This window comes from Achromobacter sp. UMC46 (genome assembly GCF_014170335.1).
In the GTDB taxonomy this organism is placed as follows: Bacteria; Pseudomonadota; Gammaproteobacteria; order Burkholderiales; family Burkholderiaceae_B; genus Achromobacter.
On the sequence record NZ_LZZS01000004.1, the window covers coordinates 383,245 to 406,039 of the forward strand.

Below are 22,795 nucleotides of genomic sequence, written 5' to 3' on the forward strand. Positions count from 1 at the left end.
TAGCGCTGCATACCATTCCTGATCTTTCCAGTTGCATGTTTAGCGCAACTACATCGACCTCTGAATGGACCTTATGTCTCAGCATTCCGCCCCCCCTCGGCCCCGCGCGGCGGCCAATCGCAGGCTCGCATTGGCCGCCCTGCTCGTGCTTGCCGCGATCGGCGGCCTTTATCTCTACGATGCCCAGCGCAAGACCGCCCTGGCCGCGCAAACGGCGGCGGCCGGCGATCCGGCGGCCGGCGATCCGGCGGCCGGCGATCCGGCGGCCGGCGATCCGGCGCCCGTTCCCGTCGTCGTCGCGCCCGCCCGCGTCCAGACGTTGCCGCTGAGCTTACAGGCCATCGGCACGGTGCTCGCCGACCAGCAGGTTCTGGTCGCTTCCGAAATCGCCGGTCGCGTGACGGCAATCCATTTCACAAGCGGCCAGCACGTAGCGGCCGGCATGCCGTTGGTGCAATTGAACGACGGGCCCGTTCAACGCGAACTGGAACGCCATCGCGCCTCGGCCATGCTTGCCCGGGCCAACCTGGGGCGCGCCAAGCGCCTGCACGGCCAGACCATGTCCAGCGCGGAATACGAACAGCATGTGGCCGCGTACACCCAATCGCGGGCCCAAGTCGCCCAAAGCGAGGAAGACGCCGCGCACCGTCTGGTGCGTGCGCCCTTCACCGGGACCCTGGGGCTGCGCCAGGTCAATCTTGGCCAGTACGTCGAGGCGGGAACGCCGTTGGCCACCCTGACCGATACGCGCGTGCTGCATGTGGATTTCACCCTGCCGCACCGGCACCGGTCCGCGCTGCGTCTGGGCTTGGACGTCTCCGTCACCGGCGACGGCAGCGCCGGCGCGCCGCTGGTGGGCAAGCTCACCGCCATTGATCCGCAAGGGGATGCCGGCGATCGCGCCGTGCGGCTGCGCGCCACGCTAGGCGCCGAGGCGGCGGGAAAATTATGGCCCGGCGCCTACACCCCGGTCCGCGTGACGCTGCCGCCCGCGCCCGCCACCGTCACCGTGCCCGCCGCCGCGGTGCAAAGCAGTTTGTCCGGCGAAACGATCTTCGCGGTGCAAGGGAACGGCGCCGACGCCCGCGCCCGCTTGATCCCCGTGCAGACCGGCGCACGCCAGGATGGCGTTGTCGCGCTTTCGGCCGCCGCGCTGCGCGACGGCGACCTTGTCATCGTCGCCGGCCAGATGAACATCCAGGACGGCTCCCGCGTCCTGGTGCGCCACGCCGACTGAGCCCGCCATGTCATTCACAGACTTCTTCATCCGCCGCCCGGTCCTGACGACCGCTTTCGCCCTGCTGATCGCCCTCGTCGGTCTGCGCGCGTTGCTCGACCTGCCGCTTCGCCAGTACCCGCGCATCGAAAGCGCTGTCGTCACCGTCACCACGGAATACCCCGGCGCATCCGCCGACCTGATGCAGGGCTTTGTCACGACCACGCTTGCGCAGGCCGTCGCCACCACGCAAGGCGTGGAGTACCTGACCTCGTCTTCCGACCAGGGCCGCAGCACGATCAACGCGTACCTGCGCCTGAACGCCGATTCCGACACGGCGCTGACCGAAGTCCTGGCGAAGGTCAACGAAGTGCGGTATCTGCTGCCCGACGACGCCTATGACCCCGTGGTTCAGCGCCAGTCTCCCGGCGCGATCGGCGTGGTGTATGCGGGATTCACCGCGCCCGAAGGCCAGCCATTGACGGGCATTACCGACTACCTGATGCGCGTCGCGCGCCCCATGCTGACCACGGTCGATGGCGTGGCCGCGGTGAACGTGCTGGGCGCTCAGGCGCTGTCGATGCGCATCTGGCTGGACCCGTTGCGCATGGGCGCCCACGGCATCACGACGGCGGACGTCGAATCCGCGCTGCGGGACAACAACTACCAGGCGGCGCCGGGCCAGTTGCGCGACGCGCTCGTGGTCAGCAACGTTCGGGCGGACACCAGCCTGGACAGCGTCCAGGGATTCCGTGAACTGGTCGTCAAACGCGGGATCAGCCTGGTGCGGCTGGAAGACATCGCGACCGTGGAGATCGGCGCCCAGAACCGCAATCAGATCGCCGGCATGAACGGCGAACCCGCCGTGTACCTGGAAGTCATGGCGACGCCCGGCGGCAACCCGCTGACGATCTCCCGTGAAGCCCGTCGCATCCTGAACGGCCTGGATCTGCCGGCGGGCGCCAAGATGGCGATCCCCTACGACGTCACCGTCTTCATCGACGCCGCGATCGGCAATGTGCTGGGCAAGTTCGGCATCGCGAGCCTGGAGGTCGTTCTGGTGATCTTCATCTTCCTGGGCTCGTTGCGCGCGGTAGCCGTGCCGGTATTGAGCATTCCGCTATCCCTGCTGGGCGCGGCCGCGATCATGCTGGCGCTGGGTTACAGCCTGAACCTGCTGACGTTGCTGGCGATGGTGCTGGCCATCGGCCTGGTCGTGGACGACGCGATCGTGGTGGTGGAAAACGTGCACCGGCGCATGGAAGAAGGCGAATCCCCGCGCGACGCGGCCATCCATGGCGCACGGGAAATCGTCGGCCCGGTATTGACCATGGCCGCGACGCTGGTCGCCGTGTACGCGCCGCTGGGGCTGATCGGCGGCCTGACCGGCGCGTTGTTCAGCGAATTCGCGTTCACGTTGGCCGCCGCCGTCACCGTGTCCGCCGTAGTCGCCCTGACCGTATCGCCGATGGTGGCCTCCAAGCTGTTGCGCCGGCAAGCGCCCAGCCGCTACGCCGTCGCGGTGGAGCACGCCACCGCAAGGCTCGTCGGCGCCTATGACCGCCTATTGGGCCGCATGCTGCGCGACACCCGGCTCACCCTGCTGATCGGCGCGGGCGTGCTGGCCAGCCTGCCCATCCTGTTCAACGGCCTGCAATCCGAACTGGTGCCCGCCGAAGACCAGGGCGAAATCATTGTCGACATGAAGGCGCCGCAAGCCAGCAGCCTGGAGTTCCTGGAAGGCGAGGCCAAACGCGTGGAAGCCGCGCTGCGTGCGTTGCCGGAGGCCGCCAACGTGTACATGGTGTCCGGCATGGGCGGCGCGCTGAACAAAGGCTGGGCGGGCGTGATGCTGACGCCATGGGCCGACCGCCAACGGGACGCCGCCGCCATCATGGCGGACCTGCAAGGCGCCTTGCCGGGCGTCGAAGGCATTGCCGGATCCGCCTTCCTGCCTGCGCCGTTGCCCGGATCGGTCGGCGGGTTTCCCGTGCAATTCGTGGTGTCTTCGCCCGCCGGCCACCAGGCCGTCTACGAGACCATGGAAAAGGTCAAGGACGCTGCGCGCCGCAGCGGGAAGTTCGCCTTCGTGGACTCCGACCTGATCTTCAGCAACCCCACCACGCTGGTGCGGATCGACCGGTCCAGGGCCCACGATCTGGGCCTGAGCATGAAAGAGATCGGCGACACCCTGGCACGTCTGGTCGGAGAATCCTACGTCAACCGCTTCGGCGCCCAGGGCCGCTCGTACGACGTGATCCCGCAAGCACCGCGCCACTTGCGCCTGACGGCCGAGTCCCTGGACCTGTTCCACGTGCGCACGGCCACCGGCGGGCAAGTGCCGCTCTCGACGGTCGTCTCGCTGGAGAACGGCGTCGAAGCCAATGCGCTGACGCAATTCAACCAGTTGAACAGCGCCACGCTGGTCGCCGTCCCCGCGCCCGGCGTGCCCCTGGGGCAGGCCGTGGCCTTCCTGCAAGGCGAAGCCGACCGCCTGCCCGCCGGATTCCAGACCAGCTTCCTGGGCGAATCGCGCCAGTACCTGCAGGAGCAAGGCGGCTTTGCCCTGACCTTCGCCTTTGCACTCGTCTTCATTTTCCTGGTGCTGGCCGCGCAGTTCGAAAGCGCGCGCGACCCGCTGCTGATCCTGACCACGGTTCCGCTGGCGGCGTGCGGCGCGTTGGCGGCTATGTTCTTCGGCTTGGGCACACTGAACATCTACACGCAGATCGGACTGGTCACGTTGATCGGCCTGATCACCAAACACGGCATCCTGATCGTGGAATTCGCCAACGTAGAGCAACGGACCAAGGGCCTGGACCGCGTGCAGGCCGTGCGCGCCGCGGCGGCGACCCGCATCCGCCCCATCCTGATGACCACGGCAGCCATGGTGGGCGGCCTGATGCCGCTGCTGTTCGCGAACGGCGCCGGCGCGGGCAGCCAGCGGGCGATCGCCACGGTCCTTGTGGCCGGACTGCTGGTGGGCACGCTGTTCACGTTGTTCGTGCTGCCCGCCGTCTACGCGCGGTTCGGCCGCGATCTGGCCGGGGCGACCGCCGCCGGCCAGCCGGGCCACACCGTTGCCCCCACTCCCGCTTTGCCCGGAAACCCCTGACATGCACTCCCTATTCCCTTCCCGCCCGGCCCTTGCGCTGGCGACCCTGGCGCTGGCCGGCTGCTCGCTCCAGCCCGCCTACCCCCCCGACACCGGACCTGTCCCGTCGCATTACAAGCAGGCGGAGGCTGGCCCGGATGGCGCCTGGAAGCCGGCATCGCCTGCCGACGACGCGCTGCGCGGCGCCTGGTGGACTGTCTTTCAAGACCCGGCGCTCAATGCGCTACAAGCCGCCGCGCAAGACGCCAATCCGACGCTGCAGGCCGCCTACGCAAGATTGCAGCAGTCCCGCGCCCAGCACCGTCAGTCACGCGCATCGCTGTTCCCCAGGATGGACCTTGGGTTCGGTCCGACGCGCCAGCGGGAGTCCCCCGCCTCGCAGGGCGAGCGCGATGGCGGGCCGGCCGCGCATTCGACGCTATGGCGGGTCGAAGGCGCCGTGGCCTACGAGGCCGACCTGTTCGGCCGGGTGGCATCGACCATCAGCGCGGCCACCGCCGACAGGGACCGCACAAGCGCGCTGTACCGGCTGACCTTGCTGGCGCTGCAGGCAGACTTGGCCGATGCCTACTTCCTGATCCGCGAGCTGGACGCCGCGCAGCGCATCTACCAACGCACGCTTGAGCTGCGGGAACGCAGTTATCAGTTGAGCCGCATGCGCCATGAAGGCGGCGACGCGGCCGAGCGCGATGTCGCGCGCGCCCGGCAAGAATGGGAAAGCGCCCGCGCCGACGCCCTGGGCGCAGAACGGCTCCGAGCGAATGCCGAACACGCGCTGGCCGTCCTGGTCGGCAAGGCGCCCGCCGAGTTCAGCTTGCCGCCGCAACCGCTGACCCGCATCGCCGTCGCCGTGCCGGCAGGCCTGCCTTCGGACCTGCTGGAACGCCGGCCGGACATCGCCGCCGCCGAACGCGCCATGGCGGCAGCCTATGCCCGCGTCGGCGCGGCCCGAGCGGCATTCTTTCCCAGGTTGGAACTGACAGGGTCGGCCGGATTCGAGTCCGCCGACCTGAGCCAATTGTTCCACTGGTCCAGCCGGACTTTCTTGCTAGGGCCGTTCCTGGGCACCGCGCTGACCCTGCCTGTCCTTGATGGCGGCAAGCGCCAGGCCGATATCAACGGGGCGCAGGCCGTCTTCGAAGAAGAGGCGGCGCGCTATCGCGAGACGCTGCTTAATGCGTTCAGGGAAGTCGAAGACAACCTCGCGGCCCTGCGCCTGCTTGCCCCCCAGCAGGCAGCGCAAGACAACGCGCGGCAGGCCGCCGAGCGCTCCGCCGAGCTGTCCCGCCTGCAATATGAAACCGGCACCCATACGCAGCTGGACGTCATCGATGCGGACCGGACGCTGTTGCAGCAAGAACTGGCCACGGCAAGGCTGGACGGAGACTGGGCGCGTGCGACGGTGCGGCTGATCCGCGCCTTGGGAGGCGGTTGGGATACGGCCGTGCCCGGCGTGCCGGCCAATCCGGCTGGCAGTGCGACGGTCAGTGCGCCGCCAGCATCGACGGTTCTTGCGCCGACTCTGCCGCTTCGGCCTTCACCCAGTCGATGAACGCCTGCACTTCCGGCCGCGCTACGGCGTCCGGCCGGCTGACGATGTAGTACGCAAAGCGCGCGGGCCAGGGCCGGTCCAGCGCAAGAGCAAGCCGGCCCGATTCGATGTCTTCCCGGGCATGCGTGTCCTGCACCAGCGCGATGCCTTGACCGGTGCCGGCGGCGCGCAGCAGCAGCAGGTCGTCTTCAAAGCTGGGGCCGCGTTGCGCGTCGGCCCCGGCGTCCACCCCATGCGCCTGTAGCCACAGCGCCCAATCGGCGCGGTCGGAATCCTGCAGCAACGGGTACTTCAGGCAATCTTCGGCCGATCGGATGGCCGGGCCTTGCGCCAGCAGCGCCGGACTGGCCACCGGCAACAGCACGGGCGTCATCAGCCTGAATGTCGACAGGCCCGGGTAGTGCCCCAGGCCGTGGCGCAACGCCACGTCGATGCGGTCGCGCTTGAAGTCGACCAGCTTGGACGACGCCTCCACCCTCACCTCGATATCAGGATGCAAGGCCGAGAACCTGCCGATACGTGGCACCAGCCAGGACGAGGCGAACGACGGCACGGTGCTGACGGTCAGCGTGCGTTGCGCGCCGTACGACTCCAGCAGCGACAACGACTTTTCGATCTGGTCGAAGGCCCGCAGCAACCCCGGATAGGCGCTGGCGCCAGCAGGCGTCAGGCGTACGCCGTGACGTTCGCGCACGAATAGCGCCAAACCCAGCCTGTCTTCCAGCAAGCGGATTTGCTGGCTGACCGCGCCGGGCGTCACGCCCAGCGCCTCGGCGGCGGCTTTCAGGCTGCCCAGGCGCGCGGTCTCGGTAAAGGCCCGCAAGGCAAGCAAAGGCAGCACGGCACCCATGGTGCATTCCTTTAGAAAAACTAATGTCTTAACCCAATAAGAATATCATGCAAGCTCTCAAGATAGCCGGTGAACTTACCTGGACCGCACCGTGACAAAAGTTAGCTGAGCTAAAAAGAAAACAGCCCGCTTGAAAGCGGGCTGTGGCAAGCGATGCCAGGCCGCAAGCGGCCAGGCAATCAGAGCATATGCGCCAGGAATTCCCGGCTACGGGCATGTTGCGGCGCCCGGAAGAAATCCGCCGACGGCGCTTCCTCGACGATGCGGCCTTCGTCCATGAAGATGACGCGGTGCGCCACTTCGCGGGCGAAGCCCATTTCGTGCGTGACGACCAACATGGTCATGCGCTCGTCGGCCAGTTGCTTCATCGTGCGCAGCACTTCGCCCGTCAGTTCCGGGTCCAGCGCGGACGTGGGTTCGTCGAACAACATGATGTCGGGCTCCATCGCCAACGCGCGGGCGATCGCCACGCGCTGCTTCTGGCCGCCCGACAGCCGCGTGGGATAGTTGTCGCGCTTGTTCAGCAGACCGACCTTGCGCAGCAGCTCTTCTGCTTTCGGGATGATCTGGGCCTTGGACATGCCCTTCACGGTCAGCGGCGCTTCGATGATGTTCTGCAGCACCGTCATGTGCGGAAACAGGTTGAACGACTGGAACACCATGCCCATCTTGCGGCAAATGCGGCGCACGTCGGCGTCGCTGGCGTACTGGCTGCGGCCGCCGTCGACGGCGCGGGCCATGGTCTCGCCTTCGACGTCGATGCTGCCTTCGTCGATGGTTTCCAGGTGGTTCAGGCAGCGCAGGAACGTGCTCTTGCCCGACCCCGACGGGCCGATCACCGCCACGACTTCGCCCTGGCCCAGCGTCAGCGACACCTGGTCCAGCACGCGGTTGGCGCCGAACGACTTGATGATGCCGCGGGCCTGGATCATGACGGGGCGCGCGGCCGCGTCGGCGCCCGGCGCCAGGTTACTGGTCATATTTGGCATAGCGCTTTTCCATGTGCTGGAAGAACCATGTCAACACCAGCGTCATGAGGAGATAGAAGGCGGCGGCGACCAGGAACGGCGTGGTCGTGAAGTCGCGCTGCACGATGCCGCGCGCTGTCCGCAAGATGTCGTTCAGCGCCAGCACGTAGATCAGCGACGTGTCCTTCACCAGGGTGATGGTCTCATTGCTCATCGGCGGCAGCACGCGCTGCACCATCTGCGGCAGCACGATGCGGCGCAGCGTCTGCAGATAGGTCATGCCCAGCACCTTGCTGCCTTCGTACTGCCCCCGGTCCACCGACTGGATGCCGGCGCGGAAGATCTCGGCGAAATACGCTGCGTAGTTCAGCGCGAACGCCACCACGGCCGCCGGAAAGTCCGGCAGGCGCACGCCCACCACCGGTACGAACGGCAATGCGAAATAGATGAACAGCATCTGCAGCATCAGCGGCGTGCCGCGCATGAGCCAGATGTAGCCGTTGACCAGGTTGCTCAGCAGCGGCCATTTCGAAATCCGCGCAAGCGCCAGCACCAGCCCCAGGGGCACGGCCAGGGCCAGCGTGATAAAAAACAGCGTCAAGGTCACTTTCGCGCCTTCCGCCATAGGCCCCAACAGGGAGAGTACGTAGTCCATTCAGTACGTCGCGCCGCTTGCCGCTTACTTGATGATGTTGGTGCCGAACCACTGGGTCGCGATGCGGCCGGCGGTGCCGTCCTGCTTCATCGAATCCAGCGTCTTGTCCAGCTTGCCCAGGAGTTCGGTGTCGTCCTTTCGCACGCCGACGCCGTAGTCTTCCGTGCCGAAGTTCTCTTCCAGCACGCGGTATTCGCCTGCGCGCTTGCTGATCAGATAGCGGCCCACCACTTCGTCCACGACGATGGCGTCCAGGCGGCCGGCGGCCAGGTCCATCAGCGCCGTGACGTTGTCGCCGAACTTCTTCACTTCCTTGATCTGGGCGGCAACCGGGTCCTTGGCGATGGCGTCGGTGGCGCTGCTGCCGTCCTGCGCGCCCACGGTCTTGCCGGCCAGGTCGGCCTTGACCTTCACGGGCGACGCGTTGCCGACGATGATGATCTGGTGGTTGGCCATGTACGGCGCGGTGAAGCTGATGTTCTTCTTGCGCTCTTCGGTGATGGTCAGGCCGTTCCACAGCACGTCGACGCGGCGGCCGTTGAGTTCGGCTTCCTTGGCGCTCCAGTCGATCGGCTTGAATTCGACTTCGATGCCCAGGCGCTTGCTGGCTTCCTTGGCCATGTCGACGTCGAAACCGACGATCTGGTTGCTCGCGTCACGAAAACCCATGGGCGGGAAATTGTCGTCCAGGCCCACCACGACCTTCTTGGCGGCAGCCGGCGCTTGCGTGCTGGCGGCGGGCGCGTTGTCGCTGGGGCCGCAAGCGGTCAGCATCGTGGTTGCGGACACGAGGAAAACAGCAGTCAGTTTTTTCATAGTTATGGGTGCGCCGGGCGCAATGAAGAAGAAGCCGGGGTGGCTGGCATTCAGCCGCGAGCCGCCATTTTAGCGTCACTGCGCAACCTGCCCAGGCAAGGCCCATCCGCACGCCGGCGCCCGGCCTCTTCGCGCGGCGTGATAGGCTTTCCCGTTAACTCGGGAGGCAGCATGCATCTGACGATCAACAACCAAAGCGCAACCCCTATTCACCTGACCCAGGCGGGCGGCGCATGACACCCGCCCTGCGCCTTGGCCCCCTCGTCATCCCCTCCGACTTCGCCCTGCTGATTGCGGCTGCCGCCGTGGGCCTGCTGGCTGCGCGCCTCTTGAACCGCCAGCGCGATCAGGCCAACGACCTGAGCACCGCCCTGTGGCGCGCGCTGTTGGTCGGCCTGCTGGTGGCCCGTCTGAGCTTCGTCTGGCAATACCGCGAACACTACCTGCCTGATCCCATCAAGATGCTGGACTTGCGCGATGGCGGCTGGCATGGATGGGCGGGCCTGGCCGCCGCCTGGGCCTACACGCTGTTCGCCGCGCTTCGGCGCCATGCGCCGCCCGCCGCCCTGGTGGGCGCCCTGGCGCTGGCCAGTGCCGTCTGGTTCGGGGGTGGACGCTGGCTGGCGCCCACGCCGCAGGCGCAACCCGAATTGGCCGCGCTGGCCGTGCAGGGTATCGACGGCGCGCCGGCCGCGCTATCCGCGTTCCACGGCAAGCCCACCGTCATCAACCTGTGGGCCAGCTGGTGCCCGCCCTGCCGCCGCGAAATGCCGGCGTTCGCCAAGGCGCAAGCCGCCAACCCCGACGTGAACTTCGTGTTTCTGAATCAGGGCGAAGCACCCGCCGATGTCGTGAAGTTCCTGGATCAGCACGCGCCATCGCTGCGCAACGTGCTGCTGGATCGGGCGGGCGAAGCCTCGCGCAAGCACAGCAACCGCGGCCTGCCGGCCACGCTGTTCCTGGATGCGCAGGGCCGCCTGGTCGACTTGCGCGTGGGCGAACTGTCCACGGCATCGCTTGCGCAACGCCTGGAATCCATCCAGCAAGCGGAAGGCGGCTAGCGTCAGCTAAACCGCCGCCGCGCATGCCCACGGCAACGACCGCCCCTGCATCGTGCGTTCATCCAGGCGCAGGCGCTGACCGGTGTGCGTGGGCGGCGCGTCCAGGCGGACCACCATCACCGGCCCGTCGGGCAGCGCGCGCACCGTCGCCACAATGACCGGCGCCGCCTCGGCCTGCCGGGCAGGCATCGCGGTCCACGCCAGCAGCTCGGCCTGCTCCACGGCAATATGCAGCGCCCCGCTTTGATCCTGGCCGCATGCCGGGCACCACAGCCGCGCGGGATACACGCGATGGTTGCAGGCTTGGCACTGAAAGACGATCGCGCTCATGCGGCCTCCGCTGCAAGCACCGCGGCGTTCGCGCACATGCCGTAGCGCAGTTGCACCATGCCATAGCCGGTGACGAGCCCGTGCCGCAACCCGGGCAACTGGCGCGCCCCCGCCTGGCCCAGCAACTGCCGCGAGACCTCCACCAGCCCGTGCATGCCGCCTGCCGTGCCTGCTTGTCCCGCAGACAGCTGGCCGCCCGCCGTGTTGACGGGCAAGGCCCGCGTCGCGATGCGGCGGGCGATGAACGCCGGCAAGTCGTCCGTGCCGGCAAAACCCAGATCGCGCAATTGCGCCAACGCCATGGCCGGGTAGTCGTCATACACGCTGACCACGTCCATGCCCTCCGGGCCCACGCCTGCCCGGCGCCACAGCGCCGGCGCAAAATCGGCGATGCCGGTTTCCAGCCCGTCGCCTTCCTGCTGGTCGTTGTTGTAGCGGGCGTCGCTGGCCACGAGGCGCACGCTCGCGCCCTGGGGACGCGCGCGCAGCACCAACGCGCTCGCCCCGCTGACGACCGGCACGCAATCCAGCCGGCCCAACGGCGGCGCCACCAGCGGCGCTTCCAGATATTGGGCCAGGGTCAGCGGCTGACGGTAGGCGGCATTCGGATTGCCAGCCGCCCATTGCCGCTGCGCCACGCACAGCGCGCCATAGTCTTCGCGCCGCAAGCCGGTGCGCGCCATCTGCCGCTGCGTCAGCATGGCGAAGAGCGGGTTCGGCCCTTCGCAGCCCAGCGGGCTCAGGTACTCCGTCGCGCTGCGGTTGTAGCCGCGCACCAGCCCGGCAAAATCCGCCCCGGTGAAATGGTCACCCGACACCAGCACGATGGTGTCGGCCTGCCCGGCTTCCAGCGCCAGCCACGCCTGGCGCAACAGGTTGATGGCGCTGGCGCCGCCCATTTCGTCCTGCATGCACCAGTTCAGCCGCAGCCCCAGCCGCCAGGCCAGATCGATGGCGCGGTCCGGCCGCAACGTGAACGACGCCACCCCCAGCCCGTCCACATCCGCCGGGGCCAGGCCGGCGCCGCGCAAGGCTTGGCCGACGGCCTGGGCCATCAACCCTGCGGTGCTGCACGACGCGTCGGGATGCCGTAGCGCGGGCGTTTCCCCCACGCCGACGATGCCGGGGCCGCGGACCACGCTCATTCCGTGTCCTCGCGGGGCGGTTCGCGCGTCAAGAGCAACGTGACCACGGTGACGGCGGCCATGCCGACCAGGAACCACGCGACCGGCGTGGCGGATTCATACTTGCGCAACAGCGCCATCGCAATCAGCGGCGACAGGCCGCCCGCGAACACCGACGCCAGCTCATGGCCCAGCGCCAGCCCGGTATACCGGACTTCGGCCGGGAACAATTCCGCGAAGTACGCCGGCTGCGTGCCGATCATGGCGGCGTGGCAGACCGTATTGCCCAGGAAGAAGGCCAGGAAGATCCAGACCGGTTCCTTCGTCTGCACCAGCCAGAAGAACGGAAACGCCACCAGCACCAGCCCGGCCGAGCCGATCAGGTACACCGCGCGGCGCCCGATGCGGTCGGACAGATGCCCGAACCAGACCAGCGTGCCCAGTTCGATGAACATGGACGCCAGCACGCCGCCCAGCATGACGTCGTTGGGGATGCCCAAAAATTTGCCGTAGGCCAGCGCAAAGGCCAGGAAGATGTATGAACCGCCGTTCTCGGCCACGCGCAAGCCCATCGCGGTCAGCACCTGGCGCGGGTAGCGGCGGAAGACTTCCACGGCGGGCATGCCGCGCTTGGCCGTCTTCTTGGCCTGCACGAATTCTTCGCTTTCGGGGATGTGCTTGCGTATGTACAGGCCCACGCCGAAGATCAGCACGCTGAGCAGGAACGGCAGGCGCCAGCCCCAGCTCATGAACGCTTCCTGCGGCAGTTGCTGGGCCAGCATGAAGACGGCCGACGACAGCACGAAGCCGCCCGCCACGCCCAGTTGGCTGAACGACGAGAAGTAGCCGCGCCGCTTGCCACCCACAGCCTCGCTGATCAGCAGCACGCCTCCGCCCCACTCCCCGCCCGCGGCCGCGCCTTGCAGGATGCGCAGCGCCACCATCGCCACCGGCGCCCAGACGCCCACTTGCTCGTAGGTCGGCAACAAGCCGATCAGGAACGTCGCCGCGCCCATCAGCCCCAGCGTCCACTCCAACGCCAGCTTGCGGCCATAGCGGTCGCCGATGTGGCCGAACACCACGCCGCCTAGCGGGCGGGCCAGGAAGCCCACCGCAAAACCAGCAAAGGCGCCCATCGTGCCAAGCAGCGGGTCGGTGCCTTTGGGGAAGAACAGTTCGCCGAAGACCAGCGCGGCGGCCGTGCCGTAGATGAAGAAGTCATACCACTCCATCGCGTTGCCCGCGACCGAGGCCATCACCACGCGCCGGGTGCGCTTTCTTTTCGCCTCGTCGGCGGCGGACAACGCCGCCCCTTTGTATGCCATCGTCATTGCCGCCCCTTGGATTTTCGAATGGATCAATGGCGCGCGAGCGCCGGTTCACGCTATCGCGCCACGCGATAGCCGGCGGCGTCCCGGTCCCAGGTGTCGCCGGTGATGCCTTCTTCCCGCAAGCGGAACTTGCGGACCTTGCCGTTCTCGGTGCGCGGCAGTTCGTCCAGCACGCGCAGATAGCGCGGCACGGCGAAATACGGCATGCGTGGCTGGCAGAAATCCAGCAGGTCCGTGTGCGTCAATGATTGGCCCGGCTTATAGACCACCGCCGCCATCACGTCGTCTTCGGCCAGCTCGGAGCGCACCGCGTAGACCGCCACGACGGCCACGGCCGGATGCGCCAGCAGCACCTGCTCGACTTCGTACGAAGAGATGTTCTCGCCACGGCGGCGGATGGCGTCCTTCATGCGGTCCAGGAACCGGAAGTAGCCGTCGGCGTCGCGGACCACGCGGTCGCCCGTGTGGAACCACAGGTTGCGCCAGGCTTCGACCGTCCTGTCGTCCATGCCGAAGTAGCCGGTGGCGACCGCGAACGGCGGCGTGGCCCGCAGCAGCAGTTCGCCCGGTTCGCCATCGGGCACGGGCGCGTCGTGCTCGTCGGCCACCATCGCGTCGAACTCGGGCGCGACGCGGCCCATCGTGCCGGCCCGTTGCTCGGCCAGCGTTCCGCCCAGGGCGAAATTGGTTTCGGTGGACCCGTAGCCTTCCAGCAGCGCGATGCCGGTGCGTTCGGTGAAGGCGCCATGGAAACGTTCCGGCACGCCGGGCGCCAGAGCGATGCGCGTGCGGTGCCGGCGTTCCGCCGGTGCCGGCTCATGCGCCAGCAGCATCGGCACCATCGCGCCCAGCAGATAGGTCACGGTGGCGCCGGTGGCTTCCAGCCGGTCGAAGTAGCGGCTGGCCGAAAAGCGCTCGTCGCAAATGATGGAAGCGCCCGTCACCAGCGCCTGGAAGCACGCGTTCAACGCGTTGGTATGGAACAGCGGCAGGCTGGTGTAGAGCACGTCGGCATCGGAGATTTCCAGATTCCGCGCGGCGATCTTTCCCCACCAGTAGAACTGCGCATGGGGGCAGCACACGCCCTTGGACAGGCCCGACGTGCCGGAGGTGTACAGGATGGCCAGCATGTCGCCGGGGCGGATGTCGGCGGCAGGCGGCAGCGGCGCATCAGGTTGCGGCGGCGGCGGGCCGGCCGGCGCGGGCAGGCCCTCGGCGGATACGGCCTCGTCCAGCAGCCAGATGGCGCGCAGCCCCAGGGCGTCGGCCGGTTCCGTGGCGGACAGCGCCGCCAGGGCCGATAGCGCCGGACAGGACGCCGCGTCGGCCACCAGCAGCACGCATCCGCTATTGGCCAGGATGTGCCGAAGCTGCATGCCGCGCGAGGCGGTGTTGATGGGCACGACCACCGCGCCCAGCCATCCGCAACCCAGCACCACGGACAGGAATTCGTGCCGGTTGCCAGCCATCAAGCCCACGCGGTCGCCACGCCGCACACCGGCCGAGGCCAGGCGCGCGGCCCAGCTGGCAGCCTGGGCGGACGCATCGCCGAAGCGCAAGGCGCCGCCCGGCGCCTGCACCCACAGGCGATCGCCCAGCCGGGCGCCCTGCTCCACCAACAACGACGGCAATGTCAACGCATGCATGGCGACGTTTCCCCGGTTGTGCGGCCGCTGCCCGAGGTGGCGCGGCTCTGTGGAATTAGTCTAGGAATCAACTATTTATGTGTCAAATTTATGGGTATTATTTATCTTATAAATCAGACTGATATCAAGGGCATGCGTGGACTTCGACCTGAATCTCATGCGGGTTTTCCTGACCGTGCTGCATGAACGCAGCGTCACGCGCGCGGCGCAGCGCCTGAACCTGACGCAGCCCGCCGTCAGCTATGCGCTGGCCCGGCTGCGCGAGCGTTTCGATGATCCGCTGTTCGTGCGCACCGCCACGGGCATGCAGCCCACCCCGATCGCGTTTGCGCTGGCCGACCCCATCGAACGCGGCATGAACAGCTTTGCCGAAGCCGTCAATCTGCGGCGGCGGTTCGACCCCGCCACCAGCACGCGGCGCTTCCGGTTGTCGATGTCGGACATCGGCGAAATGGTCTTCCTGCCTTTGTTGATGGAACGCGTGCACGCGCTGGCCCCGCGCTTGCAGGTCGAAGTGCTGGAGATCGCGCTGGAGCAATTGCCGCAGGCGCTGAAGGATGGCGAGGTGGACCTGGCCATCGGCAACCTGGCAGGGCTGGGCCGCCATACTTGCCACGCTGACCTGTTCAGCGAACGCTATGCCTGCATGGGCCGGCGCGGCCACCCGGTACTGTCGGCCGGCCTGACGCGCGGCCAATTCAAGCGGCTGGACCACATCCTGGTGGCCGCGCGCGCCAGCGCGCACCGCCTGCTGGACGACGTGCTGGGCGAAGCGGGCCTGCACCGCCAGCCGTATCTGACGTTGCCGCATTTTTCCGCCGCCGCCGAGATCGTGCGGCGCACCGACCTGACCGTCACGCTGCCCTATCGGGCGGCCATCTGGTTCAACCGCGATGACGCGTTCGAAATCCGCCCCCTGCCCATCACGCTGCCGCCCCTGTGCGTCACAGTGCACTGGCATGCGCGCTTCGAAAGCGACCCCGGCACGATGTGGCTGCGCCACCTGGTCGAAGCCACGCTGGCCGACCGGAAGCCCGCCTGATTTGATCGATTTTTGCAACAGACTCTGGCATTCGCGGGGATAGATCTGCGCATTTCCTGCAACTAGACTGGCTCCACTTCCCCTTCCGCCCTTTCCGTCCAGGAGCCCGCCATGTCCGTCCTCCCCTCCCTGCGCCGCCTGCTGCAGACCGCCGCGCTTGCCATGTTGATCGCCCCGGTCCACGCCGCCGGCACCGGCTTGTCGCTGACCCACTTCAATCCGGGCAACGACGCCATCTTCCAAGTGTCGTCGGTGCTGGTCAGCGGCCAGCGCGAAGCCATCCTGATCGACGCCCAGTTCGGCAGATCACAAGCTGAAAAGGTCGTGGAGATGGTGCGCGCCAGCGGCAAGACGTTGACCACCATCTACATCAGCCACGGCGACCCCGACTTCTACTTCGGCCTGGACACGGTGCTGGCGGCCTTCCCCGACGCCCGTGTCGTGGCCACCGAACCGACGGTGCGGCACATCAAGGAAACCGTGGACGGCAAGATCGCGTTCTGGGGCCCGAAGCTGGGCGCCGACGCGCCGGCCAAGGCGATCATTCCGCAAGTGCTGCAAGGCCGCACGCTGACGCTTGAAGGCCAGACGCTGGAAATCACCGGACTGGACGGCCCGCAGCCGGACCGCAGCTTCGTGTGGATCCCGTCGCTGAAGGCCGTGGTGGGTGGCGTCGTGGTGTTCGGCAACCTGCACGTGTGGATGGCCGACACGCAAACGCCGCAATCGCACAAGGACTGGCTGGCCACGCTGGCTCGCATCGAAAAGCTTGCTCCCGTCGCCGTCATTCCGGGCCACTATGCGCCGGGCGCCCCGCTGAACCTGGAATCGGTCCGCTACACGCAGGGCTACATCCGCGCCTTCGACACGCAAGCCGCCCGCGCCGCCGACAGCGCCGGGCTGATCTCCGCGATGCAGGCGCAATACCCCCAAGCCGGCGCCGCCGCGTCGCTGGACATCAGCGCCAAGGTCGCCAAGGGCGAAATGAAATGGTGATAAGCTGCGTGCGTGGCTATGGGAGTCCTTCCTTCTACCCCTAGAAACCTAGGGTTCCCGCTTTCCGCACTGCGCCTGCCATCGGCAGGCGTTTTCCATTTGACCAGCACATGAACCCCATCTATCTGCGGCGCCGTTGCCGCCTGCTTCTGGACAAGACCCCGCCTCCCGCCGATGTGGCCGATAGTCCGGTGACCGCCGTGGAGCTGGCCGCGATCCAGGCGCAAGCCGAAGAACTGGGTTACGTCATGTCTGATGCCGTGGTCGCGCGGCTGGCCGCCTGGCCGCTGCCGGCGGTGACGCAGACCGGACGCCAACTGCTGAAAACCCTGCGCCAGATGACGGGCGCGCACCGCCCGCACCGCCCGCTTTATCCGGATTTCCCGCAGCAGGTCCAAGGGCTGGACGACGCGCAGCGCTATCTGGACGCCATCAATCACTACCTGACGCTGCGCCGCGTGCCGGGCGACGGATCCGAGCGCCCGCCGCTGTTCCATGGCCGCAAGCCCCAGATCATTGAACTGGGCGACGCGGCGGATTGCGAAGCCATCTTCACCCGATTGGCGGCGTCCGCCACCTCGTTGTCGGATGAAGACCGCGCCGACCTGGCCTGGTACGTGAAGCAGTACCGCGCCGACATTTTCCGGCTGATCCCCGACGCCATCCCCTTCAAGGAAAACCTGGCGCACCTGGCCGCAAACCTGCTGCTGCATGTGCCCGGTCCGGCCACCGACGCCTTCCTGCAGGCGCAGTTGGATACCGCGACCGATGTCCTGCGGTTGGCCGTGGCGCTGGCCGGCGGCGATGCGTCGCTGGCCGTGCCCACGCGCTTCAAATCCATGCCGCGCGGGCGCCGCAAATTGCTGCTGGGCCTGGTCGAACGGCATGCCAATGCCGCCGAAGACATGCAGCGCTGGCCGGAACGCTGGAAACGCCTGGGCGAATTCCTGCACCCCGGCGAATTCGCCGGCCGCTATCCGCGCACGGCCGCCGCCTTTGCCCTGCTGCGCAGCGGCAAGCCCGCGCCCACCTTCAACAGCGCCATCGAGGCCCTGCTGGAATCCGGCCAGAACGCCGAAGCCGCGCGCCGGTTGGAAAGCCGTCCGGGCGATTACGCCCGGCGCCTGGACCATCTGCTGCGCCGCGCCCCCGACCCTGCACCCATCCTGGCCGGCTTTGCCCGCGTGGCGGATCAGGTTTCCACGCCCGTGCTTTTGCAGCTGACTACTCACGCCGTCCATCGCGATGCGCCAGCCGCGCTGCGCGCCTTCTATCCCAAGGGCGACGTGGCCAAGGTGTATGCCATGGAAGACACCCGTGCGCCGCTGCCGGCGGGCATGGCCCGCGCCGTCTCCGACATTTGCAAAACCGCTTTGCTGGCGCGCTTTGCCGCGCTGCCGCCGCTGGGCGCCTGCTATGTGGATCCGGCGTTGCGCGAACACGCGGCGCCCTTCGTCCAGCGGTCGGCTTCGCGCAGCCTGCGCACGCTTGCGCGCGGCAGCAGCCTGCCGCTGCCGGATGCCGCCTTCGTGCGCCTGTTTCTGTGGTGGAAGAACGGCAGCGGCCGCGCCGACGTCGACCTGTCCGCCGCGCTGTTCGACAGCGGTTTCAACTTCGTCGACGCGCTGACCTACTACCGGCTGCAAAGCTACGGCGGCTATCACAGCGGCGACATCGTCGACGCCCCGCAGGGTGCGGCCGAATTCATCGACCTGGACCTGGAACGTCTGCGCCGGCGCGGCGTGCGCTTCGTCGTGATGGTGCTGAACAGCTACACCCTGCAGCCCTATTGCGAACTGCCCGAGTGCTTTGCGGGCTGGATGGCGCGCCAGGACGCGAATTCGGGCGAACCCTTCGAGCCGCGCACGGTGATGGACCGGGTAGACCTGGCGTCCAACACGCTGATCTGCCTGCCGCTGGCGCTGGACCTGCAAGACCATCGGATGAGCTGGATGGATGTGGCGCTGCGGGCGCAGCCGCGCTTGAACAATGTGGCCAACAACCTGTCAGGCGTCTCGCTGATGCTGCGCGCGTTGCTGACACGCCCGCAGACCGACTTGCACACGCTCTTCACGTTGCACGCCCAGGCGCGCGGCCGGATCGTGGATGATCCGGCCGCCGCCGAAACGGTCTTCGCCGTGGACCGCGGCATCACGCCCTTCGACATCGACCGGATCCGCGCCGGGTTCCTGTAGCTTGCCTGCCGGCCCGCAGGGCGGCAGGCGCGGTGCCCCTACCCCATCGCGGCCAGCATCAGGTCCAGGTTCTGCACCGCGGCGCCGGAGGCGCCCTTGCCCAGGTTGTCGAACACCGCGGTCAACAGCACCTGGCCATGCGCCTCGTTGCCGTAGACGGCCAGGCGCAAATCGTTGGTGCCGTTGAGCACCTGCGGATCCAGATGCGTGTGGGCCGCGGCTTCCTGGCTGTCCACCACCTGCACATGCGTCGTACCTGCGTAGCGCTGCTGCAGGCAGTCATGCAGCCGCTGGCGGGTCGCGCCCGCCGGCAGCAAGCGCAAATGCAGCGGAATCGTCAGCACGATGCCTTGGCGGAACGCGCCGTATGCCGGCACGAACACGGGACGTTGCGTCAGCCCGGCATGCGCTTCGATTTCAGGCGTGTGCTTGTGCGCCAGGCCCAGCCCGTACAGCTGGAACGCCGGACCTTTCGCGCCGTCCGGCCCTTCATAAGCGTCCACGCTGGCGCGGCCGCCCCCCGAATAGCCCGACACGGCATGCACCACGGCCGGATAATCGGCCGGCACCAGCCCGGCCTGGATCAGCGGGCGCAGCAAGGCGATGGCGCCGGTCGGGTAGCAGCCCGGATTGCTGACACGCTTGGCATGCGCGATCTTGTCCGCCTGCCCCGCCTCCATTTCCGGAAAACCGTACACCCAGCCCGGCGTCGTGCGATGCGCGGAACTGGCGTCGATCACGCGCACCGTCGGGTTCACGACAGAGGCCGCCGCCTGGCGGGCCGGTTCGTCGGGCAGGCACAGGATGGCCACGTCGCTGGCGTTGATCGCCTCGGCGCGGCGTTGCGGATCCTTGCGCTCGGCCTCGGGCAGCGTCATCAGGCGCAGATCGGTCCGGCCATGCAGCCGTTCGTGGATCTGCAGGCCCGTCGTGCCTTGGTCGCCGTCGATGAAAACTAGAGGATGGGTCATGGCGTGCTCCGTCCCGGCCGGGAGGCGGGAGTGTGGGCTAAGGGGTTGTGGCAAGCCCGTATCATCGATCCGGCTACAACATAAGAAAAGTCGAATATCATGACCATTCAATTCATCTTTTCTGAATAACAACCCCATGCGTGAAATCAGCCTGGACCGTCTGCGCACCCTGGTGGCCATCGCCGACCTGGGCTCTTTCGCCGATGCCGCCCGCGCGCTGCACCTGGCGCCCCCTACCGTCAGCCTGCACGTGGCCGACCTGGAGGCCCGCATCGGCGCGCCGCTGCTGACGCGCAAACGCGGCCAGGTGCGGCCCACGTCCATCGGCGACACGTTGCTGGAACGCGCGCGCCGCCTGCTGGCCGAGGCCGACCAGGCGCTGGACGACGTGCAGCGGCAAGTGCAGGGCTTGTCCGGCCGCGTGCGGCTGGGCGCCTCCACGGGCGCTATCGCCCATCTGCTGCCGCAAGCGCTGGAGACGCTGGGCCGCCATCACCCCGGCATCGACGTGCAAGTTGCCGTGCTGACCTCTCAGGAAACGCTGCAACGCCTGCATGACGGCACACTGGATGTGGGGCTGGTGGCATTGCCGCAGCCGCCCATCGACGGGCTGGTGCTGAAACCTTGGCGCCGCGATCCGGTCATGGCGTTCCTGCCTGCCGGCTGGCCGGCGCCCGCGCGCGTCACGCCGGCCTGGCTGGCGGACCGCCCGCTGATCCTGAACGATGGCACGACGCGGTTGTCGCGCCAGACCGGCGAATGGTTCGCCGGCGCCGGGTTGAACCCGCGCGCGCGCATCCAGTTGAACTACAACGACGCCATCAAGAGCCTGGTGGCCGCCGGCTACGGCGCCACGCTGTTGCCGCACGAGGCGACCGCGCCGCAACCCGATCCGCGCATCGTCATGCGCCCGCTGCGGCCTGCGGTATGGCGTCCGCTGGGCATCGCGCACCGGGCGGAAAAGGTGGAACAAGCCACCCGGCATGTGCTGGACGTGCTGTGGGAACTGCGGGAACGCCGGACGGCAAGCGGCAGCCAAGGCGCTTGAGGCGTTAAGACGCGCGGCGGAAGTACGCCGTGCGCTCGCTTTCATCGCGCAGCCGGCGCGCGCGCGACCGGAACAGGTCCTTGCGCCCGACGATGCCTACCAGGCGGCCGGACTCGCGGTCCACGATAGGCACTCGTCCCACGCCGGACAGCGCCATGCGGTCCGCGATCCGGCTGGCCAGTTCATCGGGATAGCCGATCATCGGCTCGCGTCCCGCCAGCGCCTGCGCCAAGGTACGGGCGCCGTCCTCCGCGTCCAGCGCCCACGCCAGCGAGTCGGCGCGCGTCACCTCGCCCACGACCACGCCCTGCCGGTCCACCACCGGATAACTGGTGTGCACGGGTTGCAGCGTCGTGAAATGGGCGACGGCCTGCGCCACCGTCGCCGTGTCCGGCAGCGTGTCTACGGCCCGGGTCATGATCGCCGAGGCCCGAAGCAGATCGAAAGGGTCCACCTGGTATTCGCGGCTGATGTGATGGCCGCGGCGCGCGATCTTCTCCGTCAGGATCGACCGTTTCAGCAGCAGCACGGTCACGCCATAGGCGAAGACGCTGGCCGCAAGCACCGGCAGCAGCGCCGCGCCATCGCCCGTCAGTTCGACGGCGAACAGCGTGGCCGTCAACGGCGCGCGCATGGTGCCGCCCATCATGGCGGCCATGCCCAGCAGCGCCCAGAAGCCCGGGTCCGTCTGCGGCAGCCAGGGCGTGGCCAACGCGCCCAGCGCGCCGCCGAAGATCAGCAAGGGCGCCAGCACGCCGCCCGATGTGCCGGACCCCAGGGCGATGGACCAGATCGCCACTTTGACCACCAGCAGCAGCAACACCGCCTGGAACGCCAGGCCGCCCGCCAGCAAATGGCGGATGTTGTCATAGCCGACGCCCAGCGCGGCGGGATCGATCAAACCGCCGATGCCGATGGCCAGACCGCCGATGGCGGGCCACCACATCCAGTGCAGGGGCAACTTTTCGAACAGGTCTTCGGCGGCGTAGACCAGCGTCGTCAACACGCCCGAGCCCAGCCCCGCCAAGACGCCCACGGCGGCGCAGGCCACCAGGTTCCATGGCGTGAACGGCAACGCGCCCGAGTACGCGAAGACCGGGCCCGCATCCAGCGCGAAGGCGCGCGTGGCCGCGGCCACCAGGGCCGCCATCGCCACCGGCAGGAAACTGCGCGGCTTCCATTCGAACAGCAGCAGCTCGACGGCCAACAGCACGGCCGCCAGGGGAGTGGCGAAGATGGCCGTCATGCCCGCGGCGGCGCCTGCCACAAGCAACGTCTTGCGCTCGGCGTCGTCCAGATGGATGGTCTGCGCCAGCAACGAACCGATGGCGCCGCCCGTCATGATGATCGGGCCTTCGGCGCCGAACGGCCCGCCGGTTCCGATCGAGACCGCGGACGACACCGGCTTCAGGATAGCCACCTTGGGCTGGATGCGGCTCTTGCCGATCAGGATGGCCTCCATGGCCTCCGGGATGCCGTGCCCGCGGATCTTCTCGGACCCGTAGCGCGCCATCAGTCCGATGACCAGACAGCCGGCGACGGGAATGAAGACCGAGCCCCAGCCCAGCTGGCCAGCCGTGATCGGCATATCGGCGAATGAGAACTGGCCGTGGTAGGCCAGGTTGGTGCACAGCGAAATCAGGCGCAGGAGCGCCCAGGCGGCGGCCACGCTGGCCAGGCCCACGGGAATAGCCAGGGCCATCAGCATGACGACGCGGCGGTCAGTGGTGAAATCGCCCAGGCGGGCGGCCGCCCGGGCAGGTGCCGGCGCTGGCGCAGCCGGGGCTGATGCAGGATAGGTAGGCATTGTCGATGCAGAGATTGAAGGAAATGTTGGGAAGAAATCGCCCCGGTTTGCGCCAGGTCATTTATATCGTAT

17 protein-coding genes and 1 pseudogene are annotated in these 22,795 nt (G+C 67.9%); 8 read left to right on the top strand and 10 right to left on the bottom strand.

Annotation, left to right across the window (positions count from 1 at the left end; genetic code table 11):
* Positions 1-130: 130 nt before the first annotated feature.
* From A9973_RS04595 to A9973_RS04605, 3 genes are read left to right on the top strand one after another with little or no spacing between them, the layout of a single operon-like run.
* Positions 131-1,237 (top strand): efflux RND transporter periplasmic adaptor subunit, encoded by a 1,107-nt coding sequence (locus tag A9973_RS04595; protein WP_183012588.1) that lies wholly within the window; start codon positions 131-133, stop codon positions 1,235-1,237.
* Between the two features lie 7 nt (positions 1,238-1,244).
* On the top strand, positions 1,245-4,331 hold the full coding sequence (locus A9973_RS04600; RefSeq protein WP_255469017.1) for an efflux RND transporter permease subunit: 3,087 nt from the start codon (positions 1,245-1,247) through the stop codon (positions 4,329-4,331).
* 1 nt (position 4,332) lies between these two features.
* Positions 4,333-5,883: an efflux transporter outer membrane subunit gene (locus tag A9973_RS04605; RefSeq protein ID WP_183012589.1), complete on the top strand. Its 1,551-nt coding sequence runs from the start codon at positions 4,333-4,335 to the stop codon at positions 5,881-5,883.
* Here A9973_RS04605 and gcvA read toward each other — a convergent pair.
* From gcvA to A9973_RS04625, 4 genes are all read right to left on the bottom strand, one after another.
* Positions 5,816-6,733, bottom strand: coding sequence for a transcriptional regulator GcvA (gene gcvA, locus A9973_RS04610; protein ID WP_183012590.1), 918 nt, complete (start codon positions 6,731-6,733; stop codon positions 5,816-5,818). The two genes, A9973_RS04605 and gcvA, sit on opposite strands and share 68 nt — an antisense overlap.
* A gap of 179 nt (positions 6,734-6,912) precedes the next feature.
* Positions 6,913-7,665 carry an amino acid ABC transporter ATP-binding protein gene (locus A9973_RS04615; protein ID WP_183013152.1) on the bottom strand — a complete coding sequence of 251 codons (753 nt, stop codon included), beginning with the start codon at positions 7,663-7,665 and terminating at the stop codon, positions 6,913-6,915.
* A gap of 37 nt (positions 7,666-7,702) precedes the next feature.
* Positions 7,703-8,356: an amino acid ABC transporter permease gene (locus tag A9973_RS04620; protein WP_006219374.1), complete on the bottom strand. Its 654-nt coding sequence runs from the start codon at positions 8,354-8,356 to the stop codon at positions 7,703-7,705.
* Positions 8,357-8,380: 24 nt separating this feature from the next.
* Complete coding sequence (locus A9973_RS04625; RefSeq protein ID WP_183012591.1) at positions 8,381-9,172, bottom strand: amino acid ABC transporter substrate-binding protein; 792 nt, start codon at positions 9,170-9,172, stop codon at positions 8,381-8,383.
* A gap of 233 nt (positions 9,173-9,405) precedes the next feature.
* On the opposite strand from A9973_RS04625, the gene A9973_RS04630 reads away from it, so the two are divergent.
* On the top strand, positions 9,406-10,233 hold the full coding sequence (locus tag A9973_RS04630; RefSeq protein ID WP_183012592.1) for a TlpA disulfide reductase family protein: 828 nt from the start codon (positions 9,406-9,408) through the stop codon (positions 10,231-10,233).
* Positions 10,234-10,239: 6 nt separating this feature from the next.
* Here the strand turns inward: A9973_RS04630 and A9973_RS04635 are convergent, their stop codons facing one another.
* The 4 genes and pseudogenes from A9973_RS04635 to A9973_RS04650 form a co-directional block, all read right to left on the bottom strand.
* Complete coding sequence (locus A9973_RS04635; RefSeq protein ID WP_183012593.1) at positions 10,240-10,563, bottom strand: hypothetical protein; 324 nt, start codon at positions 10,561-10,563, stop codon at positions 10,240-10,242.
* Positions 10,560-11,708, bottom strand: coding sequence for a thiolase family protein (locus A9973_RS04640; RefSeq protein WP_183012594.1), 1,149 nt, complete (start codon positions 11,706-11,708; stop codon positions 10,560-10,562). The genes A9973_RS04635 and A9973_RS04640 overlap by 4 nt, the downstream gene beginning before the upstream one ends.
* Complete coding sequence (locus A9973_RS04645) at positions 11,705-13,018, bottom strand: MFS transporter (RefSeq protein ID WP_183012595.1); 1,314 nt, start codon at positions 13,016-13,018, stop codon at positions 11,705-11,707. The genes A9973_RS04640 and A9973_RS04645 overlap by 4 nt, the downstream gene beginning before the upstream one ends.
* 53 nt (positions 13,019-13,071) lie before the next feature.
* Positions 13,072-14,679 (bottom strand): annotated as a pseudogene (locus A9973_RS04650) (ATP-dependent acyl-CoA ligase); the annotation flags it as partial.
* A gap of 121 nt (positions 14,680-14,800) precedes the next feature.
* Here A9973_RS04650 and A9973_RS04655 point away from each other — a divergent pair.
* The 3 genes from A9973_RS04655 to A9973_RS04665 all read left to right on the top strand — a co-directional run bounded on the left by A9973_RS04655 (position 14,801) and on the right by A9973_RS04665 (position 18,897).
* Complete coding sequence (locus A9973_RS04655; protein WP_370539442.1) at positions 14,801-15,706, top strand: LysR family transcriptional regulator; 906 nt, start codon at positions 14,801-14,803, stop codon at positions 15,704-15,706.
* A 111-nt stretch (positions 15,707-15,817) separates the two neighbouring features.
* Positions 15,818-16,702 (top strand): MBL fold metallo-hydrolase, encoded by an 885-nt coding sequence (locus tag A9973_RS04660; protein WP_183012597.1) that lies wholly within the window; start codon positions 15,818-15,820, stop codon positions 16,700-16,702.
* A 110-nt stretch (positions 16,703-16,812) separates the two neighbouring features.
* Complete coding sequence (locus A9973_RS04665) at positions 16,813-18,897, top strand: TerD family protein (protein ID WP_183012598.1); 2,085 nt, start codon at positions 16,813-16,815, stop codon at positions 18,895-18,897.
* A 38-nt stretch (positions 18,898-18,935) separates the two neighbouring features.
* Here A9973_RS04665 and argC read toward each other — a convergent pair whose 3' ends face one another.
* Entirely contained in the window at positions 18,936-19,868 is a 933-nt protein-coding gene (argC, locus tag A9973_RS04670) for an N-acetyl-gamma-glutamyl-phosphate reductase (protein WP_183012599.1), read from the bottom strand.
* Positions 19,869-20,004: 136 nt separating this feature from the next.
* Between argC and A9973_RS04675 the strand changes: the two genes are divergently transcribed.
* Complete coding sequence (locus A9973_RS04675) at positions 20,005-20,916, top strand: LysR family transcriptional regulator (RefSeq protein ID WP_183012600.1); 912 nt, start codon at positions 20,005-20,007, stop codon at positions 20,914-20,916.
* 4 nt (positions 20,917-20,920) lie between these two features.
* On the opposite strand, the gene A9973_RS04680 is transcribed toward A9973_RS04675, so the two are convergent.
* The gene (locus A9973_RS04680; RefSeq protein WP_183012601.1) at positions 20,921-22,723 is read right to left on the bottom strand and encodes a chloride channel protein; all 1,803 of its coding nucleotides are present in this window, start codon (positions 22,721-22,723) and stop codon (positions 20,921-20,923) included.
* Positions 22,724-22,795: the final 72 nt, after the last annotated feature.

Coding starts and splice junctions, on each gene's coding strand:
- A9973_RS04635 (WP_183012593.1), bottom strand. CDS start 10,563: ATGAGCGCGATCGTCTTTCAGTGCCAAGCCTGCAACCATCGCGTGTAT.
- A9973_RS04680 (WP_183012601.1), bottom strand. CDS start 22,723: ATGCCTACCTATCCTGCATCAGCCCCGGCTGCGCCAGCGCCGGCACCT.
- A9973_RS04625 (WP_183012591.1), bottom strand. CDS start 9,172: ATGAAAAAACTGACTGCTGTTTTCCTCGTGTCCGCAACCACGATGCTG.
- A9973_RS04645 (WP_183012595.1), bottom strand. CDS start 13,018: ATGACGATGGCATACAAAGGGGCGGCGTTGTCCGCCGCCGACGAGGCG.
- A9973_RS04675 (WP_183012600.1), top strand. CDS start 20,005: ATGCGTGAAATCAGCCTGGACCGTCTGCGCACCCTGGTGGCCATCGCC.
- A9973_RS04660 (WP_183012597.1), top strand. CDS start 15,818: ATGTCCGTCCTCCCCTCCCTGCGCCGCCTGCTGCAGACCGCCGCGCTT.
- A9973_RS04630 (WP_183012592.1), top strand. CDS start 9,406: ATGACACCCGCCCTGCGCCTTGGCCCCCTCGTCATCCCCTCCGACTTC.
- gcvA (WP_183012590.1), bottom strand. CDS start 6,733: ATGGGTGCCGTGCTGCCTTTGCTTGCCTTGCGGGCCTTTACCGAGACC.
- A9973_RS04615 (WP_183013152.1), bottom strand. CDS start 7,665: ATGATCCAGGCCCGCGGCATCATCAAGTCGTTCGGCGCCAACCGCGTG.
- A9973_RS04605 (WP_183012589.1), top strand. CDS start 4,333: ATGCACTCCCTATTCCCTTCCCGCCCGGCCCTTGCGCTGGCGACCCTG.
- A9973_RS04665 (WP_183012598.1), top strand. CDS start 16,813: ATGAACCCCATCTATCTGCGGCGCCGTTGCCGCCTGCTTCTGGACAAG.
- A9973_RS04600 (WP_255469017.1), top strand. CDS start 1,245: ATGTCATTCACAGACTTCTTCATCCGCCGCCCGGTCCTGACGACCGCT.
- A9973_RS04640 (WP_183012594.1), bottom strand. CDS start 11,708: ATGAGCGTGGTCCGCGGCCCCGGCATCGTCGGCGTGGGGGAAACGCCC.
- A9973_RS04620 (WP_006219374.1), bottom strand. CDS start 8,356: ATGGACTACGTACTCTCCCTGTTGGGGCCTATGGCGGAAGGCGCGAAA.
- argC (WP_183012599.1), bottom strand. CDS start 19,868: ATGACCCATCCTCTAGTTTTCATCGACGGCGACCAAGGCACGACGGGC.